At 67.9% G+C, this 25,094-nt stretch carries 23 protein-coding genes and 1 tRNA gene; 13 read left to right on the forward strand and 11 right to left on the reverse strand.

Annotated features, from left to right (window positions below):
• Window positions 1-230 precede the first annotated feature (230 nt).
• The 3 genes from mobF to WDU93_RS14530 are packed head-to-tail and all read left to right on the forward strand — an operon-like array spanning window position 231 to window position 4,281.
• Window positions 231-3,677, forward strand: coding sequence for a MobF family relaxase (gene mobF / locus WDU93_RS14520; protein WP_337321945.1), 3,447 nt, complete (start codon window positions 231-233; stop codon window positions 3,675-3,677).
• A 44-nt stretch (window positions 3,678-3,721) separates the two neighbouring features.
• Complete coding sequence (locus tag WDU93_RS14525; RefSeq protein ID WP_337321946.1) at window positions 3,722-3,961, forward strand: addiction module protein; 240 nt, start codon at window positions 3,722-3,724, stop codon at window positions 3,959-3,961.
• Window positions 3,958-4,281 carry a type II toxin-antitoxin system RelE/ParE family toxin gene (locus WDU93_RS14530; RefSeq protein ID WP_337321947.1) on the forward strand — a complete coding sequence of 108 codons (324 nt, stop codon included), beginning with the start codon at window positions 3,958-3,960 and terminating at the stop codon, window positions 4,279-4,281. The genes WDU93_RS14525 and WDU93_RS14530 overlap by 4 nt, the downstream gene beginning before the upstream one ends.
• A gap of 17 nt (window positions 4,282-4,298) precedes the next feature.
• On the opposite strand, the gene WDU93_RS14535 is transcribed toward WDU93_RS14530, so the two are convergent.
• On the reverse strand, window positions 4,299-5,003 hold the full coding sequence (locus WDU93_RS14535; protein WP_337321948.1) for a hypothetical protein: 705 nt from the start codon (window positions 5,001-5,003) through the stop codon (window positions 4,299-4,301).
• Window positions 5,004-5,123: 120 nt separating this feature from the next.
• Between WDU93_RS14535 and WDU93_RS14540 the strand changes: the two genes are divergently transcribed.
• Both WDU93_RS14540 and WDU93_RS14545 read left to right on the forward strand, forming a co-directional pair.
• Complete coding sequence (locus WDU93_RS14540; RefSeq protein ID WP_337321950.1) at window positions 5,124-5,336, forward strand: hypothetical protein; 213 nt, start codon at window positions 5,124-5,126, stop codon at window positions 5,334-5,336.
• 11 nt (window positions 5,337-5,347) lie between these two features.
• Window positions 5,348-6,475 (forward strand): tyrosine-type recombinase/integrase, encoded by a 1,128-nt coding sequence (locus WDU93_RS14545; protein WP_337321951.1) that lies wholly within the window; start codon window positions 5,348-5,350, stop codon window positions 6,473-6,475.
• Between the two features lie 62 nt (window positions 6,476-6,537).
• On the opposite strand, the gene WDU93_RS14550 is transcribed toward WDU93_RS14545, so the two are convergent.
• Window positions 6,538-6,613, reverse strand: a tRNA-Glu gene (locus WDU93_RS14550).
• A 143-nt stretch (window positions 6,614-6,756) separates the two neighbouring features.
• Here WDU93_RS14550 and WDU93_RS14555 point away from each other — a divergent pair.
• A complete protein-coding gene (locus WDU93_RS14555) occupies window positions 6,757-7,395 on the forward strand; it encodes an MBL fold metallo-hydrolase (RefSeq protein WP_337321953.1) in 639 nt (212 codons plus the stop codon).
• Between the two features lie 90 nt (window positions 7,396-7,485).
• On the opposite strand, the gene pepN is transcribed toward WDU93_RS14555, so the two are convergent.
• From pepN to WDU93_RS14575, 4 genes are all read right to left on the reverse strand, one after another.
• Window positions 7,486-9,990, reverse strand: a complete 2,505-nt coding sequence (pepN, locus tag WDU93_RS14560; protein ID WP_337321955.1) for an aminopeptidase N — start codon at window positions 9,988-9,990, stop codon at window positions 7,486-7,488.
• A gap of 40 nt (window positions 9,991-10,030) precedes the next feature.
• Entirely contained in the window at window positions 10,031-11,305 is a 1,275-nt protein-coding gene (locus tag WDU93_RS14565; protein ID WP_337321957.1) for a chloride channel protein, read from the reverse strand.
• Window positions 11,306-11,307: 2 nt separating this feature from the next.
• A complete protein-coding gene (locus tag WDU93_RS14570; protein WP_337321977.1) occupies window positions 11,308-11,766 on the reverse strand; it encodes an ion channel in 459 nt (152 codons plus the stop codon).
• A gap of 96 nt (window positions 11,767-11,862) precedes the next feature.
• Window positions 11,863-13,053, reverse strand: coding sequence for a trans-sulfuration enzyme family protein (locus tag WDU93_RS14575; RefSeq protein WP_337321978.1), 1,191 nt, complete (start codon window positions 13,051-13,053; stop codon window positions 11,863-11,865).
• A gap of 114 nt (window positions 13,054-13,167) precedes the next feature.
• Between WDU93_RS14575 and WDU93_RS14580 the strand changes: the two genes are divergently transcribed.
• Window positions 13,168-13,647 carry an Lrp/AsnC family transcriptional regulator gene (locus WDU93_RS14580; RefSeq protein ID WP_337321959.1) on the forward strand — a complete coding sequence of 160 codons (480 nt, stop codon included), beginning with the start codon at window positions 13,168-13,170 and terminating at the stop codon, window positions 13,645-13,647.
• 1 nt (window position 13,648) lies between these two features.
• Here the strand turns inward: WDU93_RS14580 and WDU93_RS14585 are convergent, their stop codons facing one another.
• From WDU93_RS14585 to fdhD, 3 genes are read right to left on the reverse strand one after another with little or no spacing between them, the layout of a single operon-like run.
• The gene (locus WDU93_RS14585; protein WP_337321962.1) at window positions 13,649-14,986 is read right to left on the reverse strand and encodes an LssY C-terminal domain-containing protein; all 1,338 of its coding nucleotides are present in this window, start codon (window positions 14,984-14,986) and stop codon (window positions 13,649-13,651) included.
• Window positions 14,987-15,018: 32 nt separating this feature from the next.
• Window positions 15,019-15,513, reverse strand: coding sequence for a hypothetical protein (locus WDU93_RS14590; RefSeq protein ID WP_337321964.1), 495 nt, complete (start codon window positions 15,511-15,513; stop codon window positions 15,019-15,021).
• Window positions 15,514-15,522: 9 nt separating this feature from the next.
• Window positions 15,523-16,386 (reverse strand): formate dehydrogenase accessory sulfurtransferase FdhD, encoded by an 864-nt coding sequence (fdhD, locus tag WDU93_RS14595; protein WP_337321966.1) that lies wholly within the window; start codon window positions 16,384-16,386, stop codon window positions 15,523-15,525.
• A gap of 125 nt (window positions 16,387-16,511) precedes the next feature.
• On the opposite strand from fdhD, the gene WDU93_RS14600 reads away from it, so the two are divergent.
• Both WDU93_RS14600 and WDU93_RS14605 read left to right on the forward strand, forming a co-directional pair.
• The gene (locus tag WDU93_RS14600; protein WP_337321968.1) at window positions 16,512-18,836 is read left to right on the forward strand and encodes an FdhF/YdeP family oxidoreductase; all 2,325 of its coding nucleotides are present in this window, start codon (window positions 16,512-16,514) and stop codon (window positions 18,834-18,836) included.
• A 2-nt stretch (window positions 18,837-18,838) separates the two neighbouring features.
• Window positions 18,839-19,675 carry a tryptophan-rich sensory protein gene (locus tag WDU93_RS14605; RefSeq protein WP_337321969.1) on the forward strand — a complete coding sequence of 279 codons (837 nt, stop codon included), beginning with the start codon at window positions 18,839-18,841 and terminating at the stop codon, window positions 19,673-19,675.
• Window positions 19,676-19,760: 85 nt separating this feature from the next.
• Here WDU93_RS14605 and WDU93_RS14610 read toward each other — a convergent pair whose 3' ends face one another.
• Complete coding sequence (locus WDU93_RS14610; RefSeq protein ID WP_337321970.1) at window positions 19,761-21,161, reverse strand: FtsX-like permease family protein; 1,401 nt, start codon at window positions 21,159-21,161, stop codon at window positions 19,761-19,763.
• Entirely contained in the window at window positions 21,161-21,952 is a 792-nt protein-coding gene (locus WDU93_RS14615; protein ID WP_337321971.1) for an ABC transporter ATP-binding protein, read from the reverse strand. Before WDU93_RS14615 ends, WDU93_RS14610 begins: the two co-directional genes overlap by 1 nt.
• Before the next feature lie 132 nt (window positions 21,953-22,084).
• Between WDU93_RS14615 and WDU93_RS14620 the strand changes: the two genes are divergently transcribed.
• The 4 genes from WDU93_RS14620 to brig1 all read left to right on the forward strand — a co-directional run bounded on the left by WDU93_RS14620 (window position 22,085) and on the right by brig1 (window position 25,050).
• Window positions 22,085-23,227: a sensor histidine kinase gene (locus WDU93_RS14620; RefSeq protein WP_337321972.1), complete on the forward strand. Its 1,143-nt coding sequence runs from the start codon at window positions 22,085-22,087 to the stop codon at window positions 23,225-23,227.
• Complete coding sequence (locus tag WDU93_RS14625; RefSeq protein WP_337321973.1) at window positions 23,224-23,868, forward strand: response regulator transcription factor; 645 nt, start codon at window positions 23,224-23,226, stop codon at window positions 23,866-23,868. The genes WDU93_RS14620 and WDU93_RS14625 overlap by 4 nt, the downstream gene beginning before the upstream one ends.
• A gap of 72 nt (window positions 23,869-23,940) precedes the next feature.
• The gene (locus tag WDU93_RS14630) at window positions 23,941-24,237 is read left to right on the forward strand and encodes a hypothetical protein (protein WP_337321974.1); all 297 of its coding nucleotides are present in this window, start codon (window positions 23,941-23,943) and stop codon (window positions 24,235-24,237) included.
• A 60-nt stretch (window positions 24,238-24,297) separates the two neighbouring features.
• Complete coding sequence (gene brig1, locus WDU93_RS14635; RefSeq protein WP_337321975.1) at window positions 24,298-25,050, forward strand: anti-phage DNA glycosylase Brig1; 753 nt, start codon at window positions 24,298-24,300, stop codon at window positions 25,048-25,050.
• Window positions 25,051-25,094 lie beyond the last annotated feature (44 nt).

The following is a 25,094-nucleotide window of genomic DNA, read 5'->3' on the forward strand; positions in this document are numbered from 1 at the left end:
ACGGAGCACGACACTCGATCGCGCGTCGGCGGACTGACCGCGGGACGGTGAGAGCCCACGCTCATTCACGCAGACGCCGACGCTTACAATCCCTGTTTGCATAGCAACCTTCCTCATCGTGCCTATCTCTTTCCTGCCCTCGTCGGTCACCGATCCAGCGCCTCTCAACGGATGGACGTATGCTACGATGACAGCAGTCATCTTAGATAGGAGCCGGGATGCATGGCGGCGTGGTTCTGTTCCGGGGCACCGGAGCCGATGCCATGCGTTATGTCGAGGCCGACCGCTCCCGAGCAGACGACTACTACCTTGGCGACGCCACCGGCATCTCCTACACCGTCCTCGACGCATCCGGCGAGGCAATCAGCCGTCCGCTCAGCGTTGATGACTATGCAGGCTGGGTGGACTGGATCAACGCCGACACCGGCGAACGAATGGGCAGGCCACGGCTTGCGGGATCGGATCGTCAAGGCTCGCCGCGGTTCGCAGAGATGGTCATCAACACCCCGAAGTCTCTCTCCATCGCCGCCGCCCTCCACCCCGAAGTGTCCGAGTCCCTGGACGCGGCGCAGCAGGGCGCACTGTCGGAGATTCAGCGGTGGCTCGCACAGCACTCGGTGACGCGGGTCGGCCCTCGCGGGAAGCAGGAAGTCGTACCTATCGAGCACATGCAGATCGTCGGCATCACACACCACACTTCCCGCGCGGGTGACCCGCACCGCCACATCCATATGCAGGTCGGCACCAGGGTTTGGGCGGCAGGTGCGTGGCGGGCGTTGGATACGGCGGCGATGTTCAGGCAGCAGGGCGCAATCCGGGCGCTCGGGTCTGCCGTGATCGCCGCCAGCCCTGAGCTTGCGGCGGTGCTCAACAGGTATGACCTCACTCTCGACCCGGTAACGGGAGAGGTGACAGAGCTGGAGCCGTTCAACGCGCTGATGAGCAAGCGTGGCGCACAGGTGCGGAAGAACCTGGAACGGCTCGAAGCCGAATGGGAGGCCGCGCATCCGGGCGAGACGATGGGGCCAGTGGTGTCGTCCCGGCTCACGGCGAAGGCGTGGGCATACGAGCGCCCCGCAAAGAAGCCGACCACGATGCGAGAAGAAGCCGAGTGGCTGACCGAACTACGAGAGGCCGGCTACGACCCCGAAACCCTCACCCGCAAGACCGTCAGCGCGCCGACGCAACCCGACGAACTCTCAGTGCAGGAGATTGCGTCGCGCGCGCTGGATCGTTGCGCCGCCGGATCATCGGCGTGGACGCGCCACGACGTGCAGGAGCACGCCACCCGCATCATCACCGAACACGGCGTACGCGCTCACCGCGAAGAGCTGCGGGAGCTGATCGCGCTCTCGACGGCGCTCGCACTCGAAGACTGCTTCTCGATCCTGCCGACCGGCGCAGCCGCGCCGGAGCATGTGGCGCATCTCACATCGTTGCGCGTGGTGCAGGTCGAGACCGAGCTGCGCGACCTGCTCACCGCCCGCAAACCGCAGACGGAGCAGCGCTATCGTGACGTGTCGCATGTCACGGCGCGGCTCGGGCAGCAACTCGACGCAGGCCAACTCAACGCGGCCGCAGCGGTCGCATCCACCGACCCGCTTGTGATCGTGGAAGGCGCAGCGGGCAGCGGCAAGACGACCATGCTTGCCACGGCGATCGCCGCCGCGAACGATCAGGGCCGACGGGTGCGCGTCGTCGCGCCGACCAAGCGCGCTGCCGACGTTGCACGCCAGGAACTCGGCGTGCCCGCCACGTCGGTTGCTGCTCTCGTGCACGCGCATGGCTATCGGTGGAACGAGGACGGCGTATGGACGCGGCTCACACCGGGGGCGACTGATTCGGCGACAGGCGCGAAGTTCATCGGCCCGCCGCCCACTGCCGTGATGCGGCGCGGGGATCGGATCGTGGTTGACGAGGCGGGGATGCTTGACCAAGACGCTGCCCTCGCGTTGCTCACTGTTGCAGCGGAGGCGGGTGCAACGGTCGCGCTCGCGGGCGACCGTGCGCAGCTCGCGGCGGTGGGGCGCGGCGGCGTCCTCGACATGGCGGCACAGATTCGGGGTTGCACCTTCGACATGGCCGAGGTGCACCGCTTCACCGACCCCGACTACGCCGACCTCACCGTGCGAATGCGTGACCGCCGCAACCCCGGCGACGTGTTCGACCAACTCGAACGGCTCGGCCTCATCCGCCTGCACGCAGACGGCGACGAACTGCAAGAGCACATTGCGCAGAGCGTCCGCGATGGGGAGACGATCACGGTCGCGTCCAATGAGGACGCGACGCGACTGAATGAGCGCATCCGGGAGGAGCGGATCGCTCGGGGCTTGGTCGAGGACGCCGTCACGACGACGGGCGGTGATGGGCTGAGTATCGGTGCGGGTGATCTGATCCAGACCCGCCGCAACGACGCTGCGCTGGGGGTGGCGAACCGGCAGCAGTGGATCGTGCAGCGCGTCGAGCCGGACGGCTCAGTCTGGGTGCGCGACGCGCACGACGAGCGCAAGCGGGAGCATACGCGGCACCTCCCCGCCGCATACGTCCACGAGCACGCGCACCTGTCCTATGCGGCGACCGCCTACGGCGTGCAGGGCGTCACCGCCCCCGCTTCGAACACGATCCTCAGCGACGGCATCAATGGTGCGGCTGTGTATGTCGGCATGACGAGAGGCCGAGGCAAGAACGCCCTGCACATCATCGCGGAGAGCCGCGCCGAGGCACGAGCACTGTTCATCGACGCGACGGAACGCGACCGCGCCGACCTCGGCCTCGCAGACGCGACCGAGCGCGCAGCGGAGGCCGTGCGTGGCCTCGTTGACGACGGCCCAGTGAAGCTCGTGAACACCCGCGTCGCACAACTCATCCAAGACGCGGAGAAGGCCGAGCACCGCGCCGCATGGTGGGAGCGCGTCGGTGCGCGCCTCAACCAGCAGCACGAACACCAGCAGGCGGAAAAGGACGACCAAGCCGCAGTGATCCAGTCCTCGACAGAGGCGGCAGGACGAGTGCGCGTCGAGGTACAGGAACCGCTCACGGTGGTCGCCTTGGAGGAAGGCACCGAGCACCTGGCCGCGCTCGACCGCGAGGCAGCAGCACAGACAAAACTCAACACGGCAGGAAGGTTCGGGAGACGCGCCGCACGCAAAGACCACCAGACCGCCACCGCACTCGCGGGCAAGAGCCGCGCCCGCGTCGCAGACCGTTGGGGCACCACTCCCCGCGACGCCGACACCCTCACTGACTGGGCCTCGCGCGCAGCAGAACGGGCCGCCGCCCGCGACCCGCGCGTGATCGAAGCCGAACAGCACGCCGAAGCTACCCGCGCTGCCGGGGAGGAGATGGACAAGCGACACCGCAGCGAACGCCGCGCGCTCCACGCCGACATCTTCGGAGCCGAACGAGTACGACGCGATCCACTGCGCTACGAGTTCACCCACCCCGACCGAGAAGCCTCCAACGCCCACCGCACCGCCGCAACAGCACGACAGGAAGTGGCCGCTTTGCGAGGCATGTCAGTGCAGGATGCCGCTACCCGGATCGCTGCCCAGCGGGAGGCGGCAGAACGGGCACGGCTCGAACGAGAGGCCCGCGCAAGGCAGCTCCACGCTTCCCACGATCCGTTTGGACGTCGCTCCGGTCACAGTGTTCCACACCGCGACGCTCCAAGCCTGTAACGAGATTCGCCCCGAATGTCAGACCTCAGCGGTAGACTTGGAGCATGACGCCGAAGCTCGCAGACTACATCGCAGAGGGTCGAACCCTCTCCGCCGATGAGCGCGAGATTGCTGCGCTCGCGCTCCAGCAGATCAGCGACACGGAGCAAGCAGAAGTCGATGCCGCGTGGGATGAAGAGGTCGACCTTCGGGTGGATGAGATTCTGACCGGCAAGGTCGAACTTGTTGACGGCGAAGAGACCCGACGCATGGCCCGAGCAATGCTGGCGGCCCGCCGCAAGTGAGCGCGCTACCCTGGCGCGAGCATCCGGCCGCTCGCGAAGAATATCTGGACGCCCTCGCCTGGTATGACGACCAGGAAGCAGGACTCGGCAACCGTCTTGGTGATGACCTCGACAACGCCGTGGACTTCATCAGGGAGTGGCCGGATTCCGGGCCGCTCTATCGCGGTCGCCAGCGCATCCCTCGTCTTCGACGCAAGGGCACCGATGTGTTCCCCTACGGCATCATCTACTTCGTCCGCGACGACGAGGTCATCGTTGTCGCGTACGCGCACGAGCGCCGCCGCCCTGGGTACTGGAGAAGGCGACTCAAGGATCTCTGAGCGACCCGCGCAGCGAGCTATCCCCGGCGACCGGGAGGCAGCAGCCCGCGAGCGCGAGTGCGAACAAGCCAGCCCTGCGCCGTGGCGTGAGCAACATCATTGATCTTCGCCATGGTGACCGCCGGAGCCTCATCACCCTGTGACGTGAGCTTGCCGTACTGGAGCGCGACGAGTTCGTAGAAGTCCGGCGTCTGCTTCGGATTCCCGAGCGGCTTGAGCAGATCACGCTCGCTGATCTTCCGGCCAGACGGCAGCACGATCTTTCCGCCCGTGATCGTCACCGTCCGCTTCATGGCGAACAGCCGCTCGTTGATCGCCGCCTCGATCCGAGCGGTCGGCAGCGCACGCAGATCTTGACTGGAGATGGGATCACCCGGCCGCCACGGAAGGTACACGACGCCCGTGATCTTCACTTCCTCCGGCACGGCGAACTGCTGACGCTGGAGCCGAATAAACACGCGCGTCGCAGTCGCCGCGTGCTCGATATAACGCCAACGGCCGTCGATCGTCTCGTTCTGCTCCGAGCCGAGCTGCGCCTGCCGATCCTCGGCGGTCACGATCTGATCATTGTAGCCGAGCGCTTCATCGAGGAACGCGCTCGCATCCTCGGCCCGCTCCCCCGGAAAACGGTCGGGCAGATGCCATCCGTCGGGCAGGTCGTCCTGCACGAGCAGTCCGTCATAGGACTGGTCGCCGGGGCGTTGACCGGAGGATGTGGGCATGTCCCGATTCTAGCGAGCAACACGAGCAACTAAAACACTTGCTGTTATCGGCGTGTTGTGATCTAATCTAAGATACTCGCTGCTATCGCAGCTATCATCTGAGCTAGATCGGAGGACACGATGGGTCAGAGCACCGCACCGACAGACAAGCACCGGCGCGCCCCGCTGTTCTACTCCGAGGTGGAGACGGCAGCGCTACTCGGAATCCATCGCACGACGCTGCGCACTCTCGCCTTGGAGGGGCGCTCTCCGGTGGAGCCGATTCGGCTCACCCAGCACAAGCGTGTCTATCGCCGTGTTGATGTCGAACGCCTCGCCGGGTTGAGGCAGTAGGCGAGGCGACGATGGGAAGCGTCGAACCTTACGAGACGACCCAAGGCCGCCGCTATCGCGCGCTGTACCGGCGGCCGGATCGGAAGCAGACGCAGAAGCGCGGGTTCAGAACCAAGAAGGCGGCTGAGCTGTTCCTGGCCACCACCGAGGTAGACATCGCTCAGGGTCGCTACCTCGACCCGTCTCTCGCCCGAGTGACCGTGGCTGACTGGTTGGACACCTGGATCAAAGCTCGGGGCGATCTGCGCGCGACGACTCGGAGCCGGGTCGAGAACATCATAGAGAAGCACATCGTGCCCGAACTCGGCTCGATCCCGATTGGCAACCTCACTCGCCTGCGGGTGCAGGAGTGGGCCTCGGCGCTGCCCGGTGCTCCCGCGACGGTGCGGAAGATCGTCAACGTGCTCTCTGGCGCGCTGCGGTTCGCGGTCGAAGATGGGCGGCTACCGTCGAACGCCGCACAACGGCTGAAGCTCCCGAAACCGACGAAGACGCGCAAGCGTTACTTGTCACACAACGAGGTCGCCGCGCTCGCTCAGGCGATCGACGCGGCGAAGGAAGGTCGGCAACACGGCTACGGCCTCGTCGTGCTCGTGCTGGCCTACTGCGGACTGCGCTGGGGTGAACTATCGGGGCTTCGCGTCGGTGACCTCGACCTCGACGCGAAGAACCCACGGCTGACGGTCGCGCAGACCGTCGTGGCCGACAAGGGCTATCAGCGCATCGAACCGCCCAAGGACTACGAGCACCGGAGCATCCCGATCCCGGCGTTCCTCGTCGGACTGCTCCGCGCGCAAATCACCGGACTCCCCACTGATGCTCCCGTGTTCTACGGCATCCGCACGGGCACCTGGCTGCGCAACCACGTCTACCGGGTCGGCTGGTTCGATCCTGCGGCCACGGCGGTCGGCCTCGACGGACTGACGCCCCACGAGCTGCGCCACACGGCGGCATCGCTCGCCGTGAGCGCCGGAGCCAACGTCAAGGCAGTGCAACGGATGCTCGGGCACGCCTCGGCCGCAGTCACCCTCGACGTGTACGCCGACATGTTCGATGACGACCTCGACAGTGTTGCCACGGCGCTCGATCTGGCGGCGATGAAATCAGATGTTGCCAATCTGTTGCCAAAGGCCGCGTAGCGCCCCTGCGCCGACCTACGGCAGCAATGCGAAAACCCCCGCCTCAGCGGGGGTTTTCTTGTTGGTGACCCCAGCGGGATTCGAACCCGCGTTACCGCCGTGAGAGGGCGGCGTACTAGGCCGCTATACGATGGGGCCGTCCGGCCTTTTCAGGCCGTCCTTGCAACCGTACAAGTATGACACGGCCATTCGCACGCGTCCAAATCGGCACCGGACCGTCTGCAGCGCGGGCGTGTCGCGTGCCCCTTGCCCCGACACGGGCGGCGCGCTTGACTCGACGTATGCGCATCACGAAGTACGAACATGCCGCACTCCGCATCGACGACGAGGGGCAGTCCCTGCTCATCGACCCCGGTGGGTTCACCACGCTGCCCGCCGATCTGGATGCTGTCGTCGCCGTCGTGATCACGCACGAGCATCCTGATCATCTCGACCCCGACAACCTCGCACGCGTACGGTCAGCGTCTCCCGACGCGCCGATCTACGGCACGGCGCAAGCGGCAGCTGTCGCACCCGGCCTCGGCATCACCGTGGTGGCGCCCGACGAGACCGTGCAGGTGGGGGCTTTCACCCTGCGGTTCTTCGGCGGCGAGCATGCGGTGATCCACCGCTCACTACCGCTGGTCGAGAATGTCGGGGTGCTGGTCAACGACGAGCTGTACTACCCGGGCGACTCCTACGCGATCCCCTCCGGGGTCGCGGTGCACACTCTCGCCGCCCCGCTCGGCGCGCCGTGGCTGAAGATCGGTGAGGCGATGGACTTCGTCCTCGCCATCGCGCCGCGACGAGCGTTCGGCACGCATGACATGACGCTGTCAGAGGTCGGCCGCGATATGCACCGGGCTCGACTCCGCTGGGCGACGGAGAAAGGCGGCGGCGAGTTCTTCGACCTCGATCCGGGCGACGCGCTTGAGGTCTGACGGCGACGCGCGGCTTCTGCGTCGACGCGCCGACTCAGCGCAGGCGCGTCGATGCAGAAGCAGTGTCTCAGTGCGAACAGGCGGAACGCATCAGGCCGGCTGAGCCGCCCGCACGCGCAGGTCACGCGCGAGGTGATCGCGCTGCTCAATCACGAGTCGGCGCAGCGCGGCCGGCGCGTCGTCGTTGGCGGCGAGCCAGGCATCCACCGCCGTCAGGTCGTCGGCAGCGGGGAACAACCCGACCACCAGACGCTGGGCGAGTTCGATGCTGCGTTCGGCCCATGCCGAGCGGATGCGACTGAAGTACTCATCGTCGAAGCCCGCGATCAGGTCGCGGCGTCCACCTGCCCGGAAGCCCCCGATCACGGCATCCAGGTGGTCGTTCGACAGGGTGACGTCGGTCCACGCGGCGTGCCAGTCCTCGGCGCGGACCGCCTCGGTGGGGCGGGATGCCAGCGCGCGCAGTTCGGCGGTGCGCCCAGTCGCGGTGTCATCTCGCGCATGTTCGGCGGCGATGGTCTCCGCATCGGCGTGCCCGGTCGTGGCCAGCGCGGTCAGCAGCATCCAGCGCAGATCGGCGTCGATGGGCAGACCCGTGGGGGCGTTCCCATCGAGGATCGCCCGCACCTCGGTGGCGCGGGAATCGTCATAGGCCGAGGCCGTGGCGAAGGCGCGCGCCCAGGCGAGCTGGGCGTCACTGCCGGGATCTGCTCCCTGCAGCGCGCTCCAGGTCGTCTCCAGCCACGAGGCCCGCTCTGCCGCGCGCGTGCCATCGGTCGTGTAATGCGCAACCGCGAACGCCGCGTTGGCGAGCACACCCGTGAGCAGGCCGATGCTCGTCTCCCCCGGCGCGTGCCGCCGCACGATGTCGAGGAAACGGGTCGTGGCAAGCTCGCCGTCACGCGTCGCGTTCCACAGCGATGACCACACCAGACCGCGCACCAGCGCATCATCGAGCGTCGACAGGGCCTGGGTGACAGACGCGAGCGATGTCTCATCAAGACGCGCCTTCGCATAGGTGAGGTCATCGTCGTTGATCAGGACGAGGTCGGCATCCGGCAGGTCGACCTCGGTGCGCTCCTGGTCGATTCCCAACTCGATCTTCTCGCGCAGCACCAGCCGACCCTCGTGCAGGTCGTACAGTCCGATACGCAAGCGGTGCGGGCGGGGGGCCTGCTGCGTGGGGTCGTGCTGGACGAGCACGCGGCGCCCGTCCGCAGCCTTCTCGAGCCACAGAGACGACACCCCCGAGGTCTGCAGCCATGCCTGCGCCCAGGCGCGCAGATCGCTGTCCGAGACGTCGGCGAGTGTCGTGAGCAGGTCATCGAGGGTGGTGTTGCCGAACGCGTGTTCGGCGAAGTATCGGCGTGCGCCCTCGAAGAACGCGTCTTCCCCGACGAAAGCGACGAGCTGTTTGAGCACCGAGGCGCCCTTGGCGTACGTGATGCCATCGAAGTTCAGCTTCGCGGCCTCGAGGTCGGGGATGTCGGCAACGATCGGATGCGTCGAGGGCAACTGGTCCTGCTGGTATGCCCACGCCTTGCGCTGGTTGGCGAAGCGCGCCCAGGCGTCGGTGAACCGGGTGGCCGCGGCCGAGGCGTGCGTGCCCATGTAGTCGGCGAACGACTCCTTCAGCCACAGGTCGTCCCACCAGCGCATGGTGACGAGATCGCCGAACCACATGTGCGCCATCTCGTGCAGGATCGTGTTCGCCCGGCCGCCACGCTGCGCGTCCGTCGCCGCGCCGCGTGTGATGTATGCCTCGGTGAACGTCACCAGCCCCGGGTTCTCCATCGCGCCGAGGTTGTACTCGGGCACGAAGATCTGGTCGTACTTGCCCCACGGGTAGGGATAGGCGAACGCATCGGTGAAGAAGTCCAGCCCCTGGCGGGTGACCTCGAGGATCTCGTCGGCTTCGAGGTGCTCGGCCAGAGACGCCCGACACAGCACGCCGAGGGCGATGTGCTGATCACCGCGCGACCACTCCCCGTCGATGCGCGCGTAGGGACCGGCTGCGACCGCCGTGATGTAGCTCGAGATCGGCAGGGTCGGCGCGAACTCGATGCGCTGCATCCCGATGCCTTCGAAGACCTCTGCCGGGGCCTGATTCGACAGCACCTGCCACCCCGCCGGCGCCGTCACATCGAACGTGTAGCTCGCCTTCATGTCGGGCTGTTCGAAACAGGCCATCACCCGCCGGGAATCAGCCGGCTCGTACTGGGTGTACAGGTAGGTCTCGCCGTCGACAGGGTCGTGGAAGCGATGCAGCCCCTCTCCCGAACGGCTGTACGCACCGACCGCCTCGATGCGGACGGTGTTCTCGGCTGCCAGCCCCTCGACCGTGATCCGCGCGCCGTCGTACTGCACTGGGCGGTCATCACCGTTGACGACGACGCGTTCGACCCGCTCGCCGATGAAGTCGATCCAGGTCTCCTGCGTGCCGTCGGCGGTGAACTCGAGGGTGGTGACGGTGGGGAAACCAGTGCGTGCGTGCTCGGGTGCCCCGGTGAGGTCGAGCTCGACGCGCACTCTGTGGACGGTGATGCTCGCGGATCGCGCGGCGGTCTCGTCCCTGGTGAGATTCGCGGAAGTCATCCCTCCATCGTGACATGCACGCCGGGATGCCGCACGTCGCTCACGGCGCCGCAGTAGGCCGTGAATCATCCCCCTCTGCGCTGTCGTCCGCAGCACCATCCGCGGCGTCCTCGTCGGTCTCGTCGGGAGTGCCGAAGACAATGCGATCCAGGGCGACCCCCGCTCCCACGCCGACCAGGAGGGGCATGGCCACACTGAGATCGATGAGCAGCAGCAGGAGCAGCAACGCAGCCAGCGGCCGCCGCCAGCCCACGGTGATGGTCGCTGCGAGGGCCCCGGCCACGGCCGCGGCCGGGTCGACATCTGGCAACAGCAGCGCGGTGGCCGAGCCTGCGGCAGCACCCACGAAGATGAGCGGGAAGATCTCACCGCCCCGCCAGCCCGACGAGAGGCACAGCACGACGGCGACGATCTTTGCGGCGGCGAGCAACCAGAGCTGGCCACCCTCCCCCTGTGCGAACAGCGTCTGGATGTCATCGAGTTCGTCGTGCCCGGAGAAGCGCACCAGGGGCAATGCCGCCGCGAGCGCAGCGAAGAGTACGGTGCCGATGACGGTGACCAGCCAGGGCCGCGTGATGCGTGCGGTGACACGGTCGGCGGCGCCGTGCAGGGCGCGGAACCCGATGCCGCAGAACGCTCCGACGATCACCGGGAAGATGACCAGCCAATCCTGTCCCTCTCGCCCCTGCGGGAGGGGGATGCCGGCGAGACCATGGCCGCCGAAGACGTTCGTCGCGAAGTAGACGAACACGAGGAAGCCCGAGATGCCGGCGACGAACGACATCAGCTTGCTCGGCGTGAGCCGGTCTCCCCTGCCGTCGATGGCCGCCGCGGCGGGCGGCGATCCGTAAAGCCCGCCCAGCGCACCGGCGACACCGGCCTGGGCGATGGCCCGCGCCTCACTGTGCGCGATTCGCCGAGACACGATGGCGCCGCATCCCATGACCACCGCCAACAGACCGGCCTCGGGCCCGATCGCGCCGCCGAAGGCGACGGCGACAGTGGCTGCTAGTGCTGTCAGCAGGATCTTCTTCCAGGACTGCACCCACGGCTGGTCGGCGTCGTCGAGCAGCTCATCGACGGTCTCCGACGGGCTGATCCGCGCGAGCAGGATGAGCAGCGCTCCCCCGATCAGGATCGTCACGACGATGCGCACCGGCCCCGGGCCGTCCACCGGCGCTCCGGTCTCCCAGATCAGGTGCTGCGCGCCCATCATGAGCTGGAAGGTGAGGATGGCCACGAGCCCGGCCAGGCCTCCCGCGATGATCGCGGTCAGTGCGGGCTTGAGCACGATGAGCGCGGCGGCCGGGCGCACGCTCACTCCTTCGGATCCCGGCGGAAGCGATCGAGCAACCCGCTCTTGGACAGCTGCGACCCGAGCATGCCGATGAAGACGATGTTGAAGACGAACACCACCGAGACCAGCACCCGGGCGAGCTGCCCGGTCGCATGGATGTCTCCGTACCCGGTCGTGGTCATCGTGGTGAGCGTGAAGTACAACGCGTCGATGCGCGTGTCGAGTCCGCTGATCTCGGCGGGGCTGTTGACCGCGAGCGCGTAGAAGCCCAGCGAGACGGCGATGACCACGGTGATCAGCAGGGTGAGCAGTCGAAACAGTCCTGCGCCGCGAGCCAGCATCCGGATGACGGCAACGGCGAACAGTGCGAAGGCCGCGCAGGCGATGAGGACCAGCCACACGTCTGTCACATCACGCCGCGTGAGCGGCACGGTGAAGTACAGCACGAGCAGTCCGACCGCGACGCCCAAGGTGTGCATCACGTCACGGGAGAGGCTTCGCTGGCGGGTAGAAGACGAGGGCGATTCCACAGACACGACCGAATTGTCGCACAGCCGTCGGGCCCTCGTTCGCCGTCACACCGCGGCAACCACCTCTGCCTTCGCGAGGGCGTGCTGCAGGTCGGCGATGAGGTCGGCGGCGTCTTCGAGACCGACCGACAGCCGCACGATGTCGGCGCCGGGGCGCGCCTCGGCGGCGACGGGGCGGTGGGTGAGCGCGGCCGGATGCTGGATGAGCGAGTCGACGCCGCCAAGGGAGACGGCGTGCGTGAACAGGCTGACCGCACCAGTGAGCGCCTCGGCTGCGGCGTATCCACCGCGCAGCCGCACCGCGATCATCGCCCCGCTCCCCCGCATCTGCGTGCCGACGAGTCCGCGGGGATCGTGTGTTCCCGGATAGAACACCTCGGACACGGCATCCTGCTCCGCCAGCCAGTCGGCCAGGCGCTGGGCACTGCGCTGCTGGCGCTCCATGCGCACGGGCAGCGTCGCCAGCCCCCGGTGCAGCAGGTAGGCACCCAGCGGATGCAGCAGCGCACCGGTGATCGCCCGAACGCGGCGCAGTGCTTGCGCGGTCGGCTCGGCGCACGCGATCACCCCGGCGATGACGTCACCGTGACCGCCGATGTACTTCGTCGCGCTGTGCAGCGACATCGCAGCCCCCAGGTCGAGGGGGTTCTGCAGCAGCGGGGTGGCGAAGGTGTTGTCGACCAGCACCGGTACGTCGCCCGCCTGCGTGACGACCGATGCGATGTCGACGAGGTCGAGCGTGGGGTTCGCCGGTGTCTCCAGCACGATGAGGCCGGTGTCGGCGCGCACCGCCGCGGCCACGTCATCCTGCTCGCAGAAGGTGACCTCGGCGCCGAGCAGCCCCGAATCGAGCAGATGGTCGGTACCGCCGTACAGCGGACGCACCGCGACGACGTGACGCTTGCCGATCGCCGTGGTGTGCGACAGGACCGCGGCGGTCATCGCTGCCATCCCCGATGAGAACGCCACTGCCGTCTCGGCGTGCTCGAGCTCGGCCAGAGCCTCCTCGAACCGGGCGACCGTGGGGTTCCAGAGCCGTGCGTACACGTTGCCGCCGTCAGGCAATGGGTGCCCGCCCGTGGCCATCGACTCGTAGGAGTCGCCGCCATGCAGGATGTCCGGCAGCGGGTTCGTCGATGACAGGTCGATAGGAGCGGCGTGCACGCCGAGGGCGGCGAAGTCTGAGCGGCCGGCGTGGACGGCGAGCGTGTCGGGATGCAGCGGCTGATCAAGCATGTCGCCCAGCGTGCGCTCCACGACAGCGATTGTCCAGAGAGGCTGTTGCCTCAACATGAATTGCCGCCGTACCTTGGTCAAGACACAACATCTGGCGCTGACAGGAGGCTCGCGTTGTCCGATGCACAAGCCGGCACGGCGGATGCCCTCGACCTTCGCATCCTCGGAGCGCTGACCGAACGCCCCGATTCCACGGTGAAAGAGATCGCCGCCGCGCTGGGCATTCCTGCCTCCACCTGCGCGTTCCGGCTGCGCTCACTTCGCCATCGTGGTGTGATTCGCGGTACGCGCCTGCTGATCGATCCGGCCGCCGTGGGTCATCCGGTGCAGGCCGTGATCCGGGTTCGACTCGGCAACCACAGCAAGCCGGGTGTCGAGGCGCTCTTCGACGATCTGGCGGCCACCCCCGGCGTGCTGCAGGTGTTCCACATCGCCGGCGCCGACGACTTCTTGGTGCACCTGGCCGTGGCGGATGCCGCCGCACTGCGCGACATCGTGCTCGAGCGCATCACCGTGCACGATGTCGTGCGCGCGACCGAGACGCAGCTCGTCTTCGAGCTGCGTGAGGGCGCGGGCGTGATTCCGCGCCCCTGAATCAGTCGCGCACGGCAGACGCGCCAGAGGCATCTTCATCTCCGCGGCTGCGCACCCAGCGCGCGGTGGAGTCGGTCGCGAACGAGATGAGGGCGATGCACTGCAGACTCGCCGACAGCAGGGTCCAGTCGAACTGCAGCGTGGAGATGCCGTAGAGGTAGTTGAGTGCTGCCGAGAGGATCGACAGCGTCAGCAGCGACATGAGCACCACGCGTGCTCGCCGGCCGCGCCGCAGGAACGCGCGCACGAGGAGCAGTTCGACGGTGAGCAGGATGCCGAGAAACGTCAGCAGCACGACGCGGACGAGGACGAGGGTACTGTCATCGGCGCCATCGCTCGAGGCTGTGAACACACCCACGGCGAGCACGACGATGTCGAGCACGGCGACGCCGATCGTGAGCACGGCGGCGGCGATCGCGGACAGTGGAGCGCGCTTGTACGCGTTGCGAGTGGAGGCGGGAGGCTCGATCTCGACCTCATCGCCGGGTGCCGGAACAACCTGCGACACATCGACGATCGGCAACGCACCGTCGGTGATGAAGCGATCCCCGCCCCCGTTGCGCGAGTGGTAACCGGTGGTGAAGTTCGGCAGACTCTCGACGCCGCCCGCGGGGTCGGCCTCGACCATCGACGAGACGACGTAGTCCCGCTCGATGTCGGTGTTCTCGTCGATCCGATGGGTCACCTGCAGCGTGAACCACGAGAAGCCGACGGCCGTGTCGTACGTGCCGGCTCCGAGCCAGTCCACTGCGGCGCCGCCGGGCAGGAGCCACCCCTCGGGTGTGTGCCAGAAGCGCACGTGGTGACGCTGCTTGGGGTTGCCCTCGACTTCTTGCTGATAGGCGACATCGTGGCGGCGGCCGAACAGCATCAGGGTCGAGACCGGAGCCGTCGGATAGCTCCTGCCGGTGAGCGTCGAGACGATGATCAGCCACGTCGATCGCGCCGTGATCTCCTCGGCGCGATGCCAGCCAGCGCGCCGCATCGTGGCATCCAGTTGCTCGAACGATCCGTCGACGGCCATGTTCACCGGGTCGCCGAGCAGCCCGTCGGGTGTGCGGGTGCGGCCGAAGAAGTAGTCGGGCACGTAGAGATCGGACAGCATCTTGTGCAGCCGCGGCAGCGCAAGGTAGGCGAGGATGCCCCACACCGGGATGAACAGCAGCAGGCGCCACCAGGAGCCGACGCCCTGGATCGCGACGATCACCGCGAGCCAGATCGCTGATGCCGTGGCTATGAGGAAGAAGATGCGATCCAGCAGCGTCGCCGTCGGCAGCGGCTGCTGCATGCGCAGGCTCAGTCGCCGCCGGTGCGCCTGAGCCTCGCGCGTCTCGGTCACCGGCGGTGGGGTCCTTCTGTCGGGCGCGTGCGTCATGGCGCCGTGGGCTCCGGCTTGCGGAATGCGTGACGCATGTGGTCGCTCGTGAGGAAGTCGGCGATGCCGATCATGATGAGGCTGAAGATGATCTGCTCGGTGACCATCCAGGTCGGATAGAGCCCCGGGATGGCCGCCAATACCAGCGTGATGACGGGAAAGATCTGTGCGAACAGCCGCAGACGCTGATACGCCCACCGCCACCCGAGTGAGGCGCGCCAGGCGAAGTAGAACAGCGTCGCGGTCATGCCGAGCACGATCACCGTGCGCATCCAAACGCTGAATGGCACCTCATATCCCTGGGCGAAGAGCACGAGCGCGATGACCACCGCGGCCACACCGATGAGCAGTTCCAGTGCGAGCAGCCAGATGATCCAGACGAAGGCCCGCCTGGTGGCGGGATGGGTGCGGTCGGTGTCCTCGATGCGGATGCCGGATTGCCGCCCGCCGGCGAGCGCGTCGAGTCGGAGCAGGAGATCTTCCAGGGCCATGCTCGGAGCCTATTCGGGGCCGGCGCCCGACCGGATCGCTCCTTCGATGGAGATCCGGTGCGCGTGGGCGTAGACGTTCATCGTGCGTCCGCGGACGAAGCCGACCAGCGTCAGACCGGCCCGATCGGCGAGTTCGGCCGCCAATGACGAGGGCGCCGACACCGCGGTGAGCATCGGGATGCCCGCCATGACGGCCTTCTGCACGAGTTCGAAGCTCGCCCGCCCCGACACCTGCAGCACCGTCTGGCGCAGCGGAAGCCGGTCTTGCAGCACGGCCCAGCCGACGACCTTGTCGACGGCGTTGTGCCGACCGACGTCCTCACGCAGCACCAGCAGTTCACCGGTGCGACCATCGAACAACCCCGCGGCGTGCAGACCGCCCGTCTTGTCGAACGCAGCCTGTTCAGCGCGCAGCCGGTCGGGAAGAGCGGCGACCCACTCGGCATCCACGACGAGGTCGTCGGGAGCGACGTCGTAGCGCGAGACGGTCTCGACCGCGTCGATGCTCGCCTTGCCGCACACGCCGCAGGAACTCGTCGTGTAGAAGCGCCGGGCCGCGGCATCCGGAACCTGTGTGCCGGGCGCGAGGGCGACGTCGAGCACGTTGTACGTGTTCTCCTGCCCGCCGGTGCCGGGGCCGCCACAGTGGATGGCCGAGCGGAAGCCCTCGCCGTCGGTGATGATCCCCTCCGACACGAGGAATCCGGCCGCGAGCTCGACGTCATGGCCCGGTGTGCGCATGGTGACCGCGAGCGGCTCACCCTCGACGCGGATCTCGAGCGGCTCTTCGACGGCAAGAGTGTCGGCGCGGCGATGCGCACCGTCGCCGACCATGATCTTCACGACAGATCGTCGTGTCGTGATCCGGCCCATGCCGGGAGCCTACTCCCCCGTGCGGCGGGGTCCGTTGCCCGCAGGCGGCTGGAGCGTATGCTTCGAGTAAGTGCCAGTCACCTCGTCGCGGAGGGCTCCGCGGTCGAGATCTCCGAGGAGCAGGTATGGGTGAAGCTTTCGGCCTGATGCAGGATGTCCCCCGTCAAGGCGGCTTCGGTCCCGCCACCGACGGACGTTGGGTGAGCAAGGGCGGATACGACCACCCCGCCGCTGGCTGGGGTGCGGCGTTCTCCGTCGCCGATGTGCTCATCCGCACCCGCGAGCCGTTCGCCGGCACCAAGGCGATGTTCGTGATGAACCACCCGGGGCGCGGCTACGACTGTCCCGGGTGCGCCTGGCCGGATGACAAGGGTGTCACGCTCGACATCTGCGAGAACGGCATCAAACACGTCACCTGGGAGATGACGCACAAGCGGGTGGGCCGCGAGTTCTTCCAGAACCACACCGTCACGGAACTGGCGAACTGGACCGACTTCGATCTGGAGGATCAGGGGCGCCTGACCGAACCGATGGTCTACAACGCCGCCACCGACCGGTACGAGCCGATCAGCTGGGACGACGCCTTCGCCATGATCGGCGAGCAGCTGCGCGCCCTCGAGAGCCCCGATCAGGCCGCGTTCTACACCTCTGGGCGGCTGAGCAACGAGGCATCCTTCCTCTACCAGCTCTTCAGCCGCGAGTACGGCACGAACAACCTGCCGGACTGCTCCAATATGTGCCACGAGGCCTCCGGGCGCGCGCTGACCGCCTCGATCGCGACGGGCAAGGGCACCGCCGACCTCGAGGACTGGGACCAGTGCGATGCCCTGTTCGTGATGGGCGTGAATGCGGCATCCAACGCGCCTCGCATGCTCACCACCCTTGCGGCCGCAGTCGATCGGGGCGCACAGGTGGTGCATGTGAACCCGCTCATCGAGGCAGGCGCCACGCGCACGATCGTGCCGCACGAGATCATCGACATGGCGACGTTCCACACCACCCCGACGAGCACCGACAACCTGCAGGTGCGACCGGGCGGCGACTTCGCGCTCATCCGCGGCATGGCCAAGGTCGTGTTCGAGGCGGCCGAGAGCGATCCCTCCGTGCTCGACCAGGCGTTCATCGACGAGTACACGCACGAGTTCGAGGCCTACCGCCGCATCGTCGAGGCGACGAGTTGGGCCGAGCTGGTCGAACAGGCCGGTCTCGGCGAGCCCGAGATCCGCCGGGCCGGCGAGATCTACCTCGCCGCCGACCGCACGGTGATCAGCTGGTGTCTGGGGGTCAGTCAGCACGAGCACGCGGTCGATACGATCCGCGAGATCGTGAACCTGCTGTTGCTGCGCGGCAACATCGGGCGCCCCGGTGCCGGCCCCTCGCCCGTGCGCGGCCACAGCAATGTGCAGGGCAACCGCACCTGTGGCATCAATCACAACCCCACCGCCGCCTGGCTCGACCGGCTCGACGAGGTGTGCGGCATCACCTCGCCGCGGACGCACGGACTCGACACGGTGCACACCGTCGCCGCGATGCACGCCGGCGCCGTGAAGGTCTTCGTCGGCATGGGTGGCAACTTCGTGCGGGCCGCACCGGACACTCCGTTCACGGCCGCGGGCCTGAACCAGTGCGATCTCACGGTGCAGGTGAGCACCAAGCTCAACCGCAGCCACCTCGTGCACGGCCGCAACGCGCTGATCCTGCCGTGCCTCGCCCGCACCGAGGCCGACCTGCAGAAGAACGGCCCGCAGTCGATCTCGATGGAAGACGCCATGAGCTCGGTGCAGCTGTCGACGGGCACGCGCCGCCCGGCATCCGAGCACCTGCGCAGCGAGCCGGCGATCGTCGCCGGCATCGCGATGGCGACGCTCGAGAACTCGGTGACGCCCTGGCAGGACTACATCGACGACTACAGCCGCATCCGCGACGTGATGGCGAAGGTGCTGCCCGGCTTCGAGGGGTACAACCAGCTCGTCGAACAGCCGTATGGCTTCCGCATTCCCCAGCCGGCGCGCGAGCGGGACTTCCGCACGCCGTCCGGGCGGGCGGAGTTCTCGCTGGCTCCCCTGCCGAACGTGATCCCCGAGGATGCCGACATCCTCGTGCTGCAGACCATGCGCTCCCACGATCAGTGGAACACCACGATCTACTCGAACAACGACCGGTATCGCGGCATCCGCAACATCCGCGAGCTCATCTTCATGAACCGCAAGGACATGCGCATGCGCGGCATCAAGGAGGGCGCCTTCGTCGACATCGTCTCGTACTCGAAGGACGGCACGACGCGGTCGGTGCAGCGCTTCCGTGCGCTGGAGTACGACATCCCTCGCGGCAGTGCGGCCGGGTACATGCCCGAGCTGAACGTGCTCATCGGGGCGAAGGACTACAGCGCGCAGAGCGATCAGCCGCTGATGAAGTCGATCCGGGTGCGCGTGGCACCGTCGGCGGAGTGACGATGGCCGCATCCGCCCCGCCCACCACGGTCGGCACCGAGGGTACCGCTTCCCGCGAGCGTCGTGACCTCTCCCGCCAGATCATCGTGCTCGTCAGCTCGGTGCTCGCGATCGTGGCGGCGTTCATCGGCTCCGGTGTCATCGTCGGCACGCCGATCCAAGACGCGGCCGGCGGCGCGCTGGATGCCGACTCGACCCTGATCGCCCCGGGCACGGGCGCGTTCCGCATCTGGAGCGTGATCTACACCGGCATGCTCGCGTACGCGATCTGGCAGGTGTTGCCGGCGCAACGCCACGACGAGCGCCAGCGGCGTCTCGGGTGGTGGGTGACCGCGTCGCTCGTATTGAACGCGGTATGGATCGCGAGCGTGCAGCTCGACCTGCTCCCACTCAGCCTGCCGATCATCGTCGTTCTGCTCGCCGTGCTCTGCCGGCTCTTCGTCGTGCTGCGCGGCACGCCCCCGAAGAACCGAGTCGAGACGGTCGTCGCCGACGGATCGATCGGCCTCTACCTGGGATGGGTCATCGTCGCGACCGCGGCGAACGCCACAGCCGTGCTCGTCGCGGCCGGCTTCGACGGCTTCGGCCTCGACCCCGAGCTCTGGGCGGTGCTCGTGCTGGCCGTCGCAGCGGGAGTCGGCGTCGCGCTGGCCCTCTGGGGCGGCGGGCGCATCGCTCCCGCGCTGTCGCTGTGCTGGGGGCTGTCGTGGGTGGGCGTCGCGCGACTGGGAGATGAGCCGTACTCGGTCACGACCGGCGTCGCCGCTATCGTCGCCGCCGCGATCGTGGCCGCCGCGACGGTGGTCGCTCGGCTGCGGCACGACCGCCGCCGCACCTGACCGAGGCGTCGCCTGACATCGATCCGGGTGCGTATGAGGCCGCCGCAGGTTGGCCTGTCCTGACCTCCCGCGACGGCATCCGTCATCACTCGGCGGCGAGCTGTGCCACGACCTGCCGCGCCGGTCGGCGCAGGGAACGCAGGATCGGCAGCGTGGTGGCCGCGATGACGATCGCCGCGCAGACCAGGGTGACGCCGGCGAAGTCGCCCCAGGGAACGACGAAGGGTGCCTGCAGGCCCAGCGCGGCGAGTCCGCTGATGAACACGGCCATTCCGACGGCTGTCATCACGAGCCCGAGCAGGGTCGCGGTGATCGAGATGATGACGCCTTCGAACACGGTGATGAGCACCTGCTGCCGCGGCGTGGCCCCAGCGACACCGGCGAGGGCGAGTTCGGCTTCGCGCTGACGCGACATCATCAGCACCACGCTGATGCCGCCCGAGATCGACACGATGAGCACGAGGGCGATGAGCACCAGCATCGACACGAGGGTGGTGCCCTCAATGCCGGGGTGTCCGATCGCGGCGAGCAGCGCCACCGTCGAGGCGACGATGGTGCCCAGTCCGACGAGAAGCCCGATCGTAAGCGCGATCGGCGTGACGGTGCGAGCGAGGCGCTCGCCCTTGGCGATGACCGCGGCGCGGGCGAGCACCCAGGGTGCAGAGCGCGACGGGATGAGAGCCGTCCACGCCCGGGTGAGCAGGCCGACGGTGAGGGGCGCGCACAGCGAGAGCACGGCGCCGCTGAGCAGCATGCAGATGACCGAGACCTGCAGCACCGAGTCGGCACCGTCGGGGCCGAGTTCGGGAGCGAGGGTCGTGGTGCCGACGGCGAGACCGATGATGGCCAGCGTCAGCAGACCGGCGCCGATCCAGCGGGCGACGCCGCGGCGCCTGTTGGGCACGCCGGAGGCTGCGCGCAGGGCCTCAACGGGCGCGATGGCGGCGGCGACCCGAGCCTGACGGAGTCCTGCGAGGAGCGCGAAGAGCACGAACCCGATGCTTCCGATCGCGATGGAGAGCGGGCTGACGCGGATGACGGCGGCCTCCGCTGCGACGCCACGGTCACCGAGGATCATCTGCATGGCGGCGGGTTGCAGGGCGATGGCGAAGAGGGAGCCGAGCACCGCACCGCCGATCGAGACGATGAGTAGCTGCGCCAACACGATCCGGGATACCTGCCCGGGTGTCGCTCCGGCGAGGGAGAGCCGCGCGAGCGCGCCGCGACGGGACTGCACGACCAGGCCGGTCACGGCACCGATCACGCTGAGGGTGCCGATCGCGGCGAGGGCGAGATTCCACGCGGGGATGAACTGCAGGGCCGGGGCCTGTACCGCGGGCACCTGTCCGGTCGCGATGGTGGCGTTCATGCTGTCGAGCAGCAGCAGGGCGAGGACGATCGCGAAGCTCGTGGCGATGAAGGCGATGAGCACGGCAAGCCACGATGACCACGCGCCGCGGAGCTCGGCCCAGACGAGGGTGCGCATCACTGCACCTCCTCGGCGACACGCTGCGGTGTGGCTGCGGGGCGTGTCTCGAGGCTCGCGAGTCGTGCGGCCACCGCCTCGGCGGTGGGTGCGAGCAGTTGGTCGACGAGGTGCCCGTCACGCAGGAAGACGACACGATCGCAGGCCGCCGCGACACCCGGATCGTGAGTGACGACGAGCACGCACTGACCTTCAGCGGAGCCGATGCGTTGCAGTTCGGACAAGACGAGGGCCCCGGAGTGCGAGTCGAGCGCGCCGGTCGGCTCGTCGGCGAAGAGGATGCGGGGGCGCTGGGCGAGCACGCGGGCGATCGCGACGCGCTGCTGCTCACCGCCCGACATCGCCGGGGGCAGCGAGCTGCCGCGGCCGGCGAGACCGACGGCGGCGAGGGCGGCCTCGATGCGCTCCCGGTCGATGCGGTCGCCGCGGAGCCGGAAGGGCAGGGCGACGTTCTCGAACGCCGAGAGGGTGGGCATGAGGTTGTACGACTGGAACACGAATCCCAGGTCGCTGCGGCGCAGGTGCGCGAGGTGCGTGCGGGAGCGCCCGACGATGCCATCTCCGAGCAGGCTGACCGCGCCTGCGGTCGGGGGTTCGAGGCCGGCGAGGCAGTACATCAGGGTGGACTTGCCCGAGCCGGAGGGGCCCATGATCGCGCAGACCTCACCTTCGCTCACGGTGAAGGAGACGTCGTGCAGGATCTCGACGGTCGACGCCCCGACGGGGTACGACTTGCTCACGTGCTCGGCGACGATGAGGGCGCCGGAGGGGTTCATCGCTGGATTCGTCATGCCTTCAGCCTCGCGGTGCAGCATCCGTCCGCACATCGCCTGGACGGCGACGGCGCGCTGCGACGAAAGTCGTAGTGTCGCCGCGCCGTGGGTGGCATTCGGCGGCACGGCACGGCCACCTATGCTCGGGGCATGGACGCCGCCGTCGAGACTCGGAAGTCGCTGCGCAGGATGCAGTGGGGCGCCCTGTTGCTCTATCTCGCGACGATCGGACTGCTGTACATCAACAGCAGTCCGCTGGGTTTCGCCGAAGGATGGCAGCTGGTGGTGCAGCTGGTGCTGCTGGTTCCGGTGATCGCCGCCGTCGTGCTGCGGGTGCGGATGCCGTTCGCGTTGCCGCTGTTGGGACTGATCGCGATCGTGTCTGGCACGTTCTCCGTCTTCATGGTGGGCGCGATGAGTCTGGCGATCCGACGGCGCGGGGCCTGGGTGTGGTCGATCGCCACGGTCGGTGGCCTGCTCGCCAGCGCCGTGATCGCCTACCGCGACACGCTGGCCGGGGCGACGCCGGTAGGGGTGACGCTCGGGGTGCCGTTGACCGTGGTGATCGTGGGTGTGGCCCCCACGCTCGTGGGTCAGTACATCCGGCGGCGACGAGAATTCGCGGAGGCCGCGGCCGAGCAAGCGGTGCGGGCCGAGGTCGAACGGGAGCTGGCGGCACAGCGAGCCGTGCACACCGAGCGCGAGCGCATCGCGCAGGAGATGCACGACTCGCTCGGACATGTACTCGCGCTGGTGACGATGCAGGCCGGCGCGCTCGAGGTGAATGCGAAGGAGGCGACCGTGGTCTCGGCCGCCGAGCAGATCCGCGAGACGGCGCGGTCAGGGCTGGCTGAACTGCGGGCGGTGGTGCGAGCGTTGGGGGCGGATGCACGTCGCGATCCGGCGCCCGCGCTGAGCACAATCCCGCAGCTGGTCGAGGCCAGCCGCGCAGCCGGTGCCGAGGTGACCCTGCGCGACGAGCTGGATGCCGGCGGGGCCGGCGTGCCCTCGTCGACCGGACGAGTGATCTATCAGGCGGTGCAGGAGTCGCTGACAAATGCGCACCGGCATGCGCCGGGCGCGCCGGTGGAGATCGTGCTGTCGGGGGCACCAGGGGCCGGGATTGAGGTGCGGGTCAGCAATCCGTTGACGCCCGGCGGTGAGCGTGGTGCGGGCACGGGGCTGGCAAGCCTGCGCAGCCGCGTGGAGGTACTAGGTGGAATAGTCGAGGCGCGGGCGCTGCAGGGCCGGTTCGACCTGCGGGTGCGATTGCCGTGGGAGGAGAACGCATGATCCGGGTGGGACTCGTCGACGACGACGCGCTGGTGCGGGCGGGGCTACGCGGCATCCTGTCGTCGGCGGACGATGTGGAAGTCGTCGGGGAGGCATCCGATGGCGCGGAAGTGACGGACCTCGTGGCGCGCACCCGACCCGAGGTGTTGGTGATGGACATTCGGATGCCGCAGGTCGATGGCATCGAGGCGACGCGGCGACTGGCGGGGATGGCGGATGCACCGCGCGTGCTGGTGCTCACGACATTCCATCTCGACAAGCATGTGTTCGCGGCGATCGAGGCGGGCGCGAGCGGCTTTCTGCTCAAGGACACTCCCCCGCGCGAGCTCATCGACGCGGTACGGATCGTCGCCGCCGGCGATGCGATGCTGAGCCCCGCGCACACGCGGGCGTTGATCGAGCGGTTCGCCGATAATGGGCGCGAGGTGCGGCGCGAGGCCGCGCAGGCGCTGCTGGCGCAGTTGAGTGTCCGCGAGCGAGAGGTCGCGTTCGCAGTTGGTGAGGGCCTGTCGAACGCCGAGATCGGCGCGCGCCTGTTCTGCTCAGAGGCGACCGTGAAGACCCACCTGACGCACGTGTTCGCGAAGTTGGGCGAGGCGAATCGCGTGCGATTGGCGCTGCTGGTGCGGGATGCGGAGTGACGGCGCTGCGGGGGTGACGGCTGGCCGCGCCCGTGCCACAATGTGCGCACACGAAACAATCGGGGGGATCACATGATCATCAAGAATCGTCTCGCGGCCGCAGCGTTGGCGGCTTGTCTCACTGTCGGCGGCGGCATCGCCGTGGCGGCGCCTGCGCAGGCGTATGAGATGGTGAAGCAGAGTTTCAGGGTCGACAAGTACGGCTACTCGTCCAAGGCCCTCTGCGACTACGGCAAGAAGGTGACCGCGCAGTCCATCACTGCGTCGGGTGGGTACATCTACGCCGGCGACAACTGCAACTACTTCGGCTCCACGAAGAAGTACGGCTTCTCGCTGACGTATTGGAAGTGGGTTCCGAAGCCGTCCTGAGCAGAGGCGAGCAGCCGACAGCGTGAGGGCAGGCGAGCGGTCGGAACTAAGGTCAGAGCTATGACCGACTTACGCGGACTGGTGGAGTACTGGGATCAGCACATCCGCCGCTGGATCGATGGCGACACAGATGTGCCGGCTGAATTGACCCCATGGTTTGACTCGTACCGCGGCAGTGGCCGCGGCGAAGTCCGTGTTGATGTGTTCCCGGAGCCGTATACCGGGCGCCTCCTCGGGAACATTGCCCCAATTGTGATGCTCGGCCTGAACCCCGGCGCCGCGGTTCCTCGCTTCCAGTCTCCGGGGGGCGTGTTCTTCCAGCAGCTTCAGTCCAGCGCCTACCACGAGTGGGCCTCCACAGTTCCCTACGCAAGCACCGAATGGGAGTCGTTCGCGGGCCCGAACCGCTTCTACCAAAACCGGTTCAGCTTTGCCCGTCGGCTGCTCGATGACAACGATTGGCCGTCAGCCGATGGCGTCTTCTTCGAGCTGTACCCCTGGCATTCATCCGGCGTTACGGCCGCAATGAATCCTCCCGCCAGTCTTGTCCGGGAGTACCTGTTCGAACCAATCGCGGGCCTCGATGCGTCCCACGTCTTCGCGTTTGGCAAGCCGTGGTTTGCGGTCGCTGAACGCCTCGGTCTCGGCTCCGGTCGCGACTTTGCTGCGTCGTGGAGAACACCGAGCCGGGTTGCCCGCGCGTACGCCCTTCCTGGCGGGCAGGATCTCATCGTTATGTCACAGAACGGCTACGCGGGCCCGCCTGGTGCGGAGGACACGCTGACGCTCGCTCGCGCGTTGGGTCTTCGATAAGGCCTCCTTGCGGAAGACTCGCCGCGCCCGCTCAGCCTCAAACC

The organism is Microbacterium istanbulense (assembly GCF_037204145.1).
Lineage (GTDB): Bacteria > Actinomycetota > Actinomycetes > Actinomycetales > Microbacteriaceae > Microbacterium > Microbacterium istanbulense.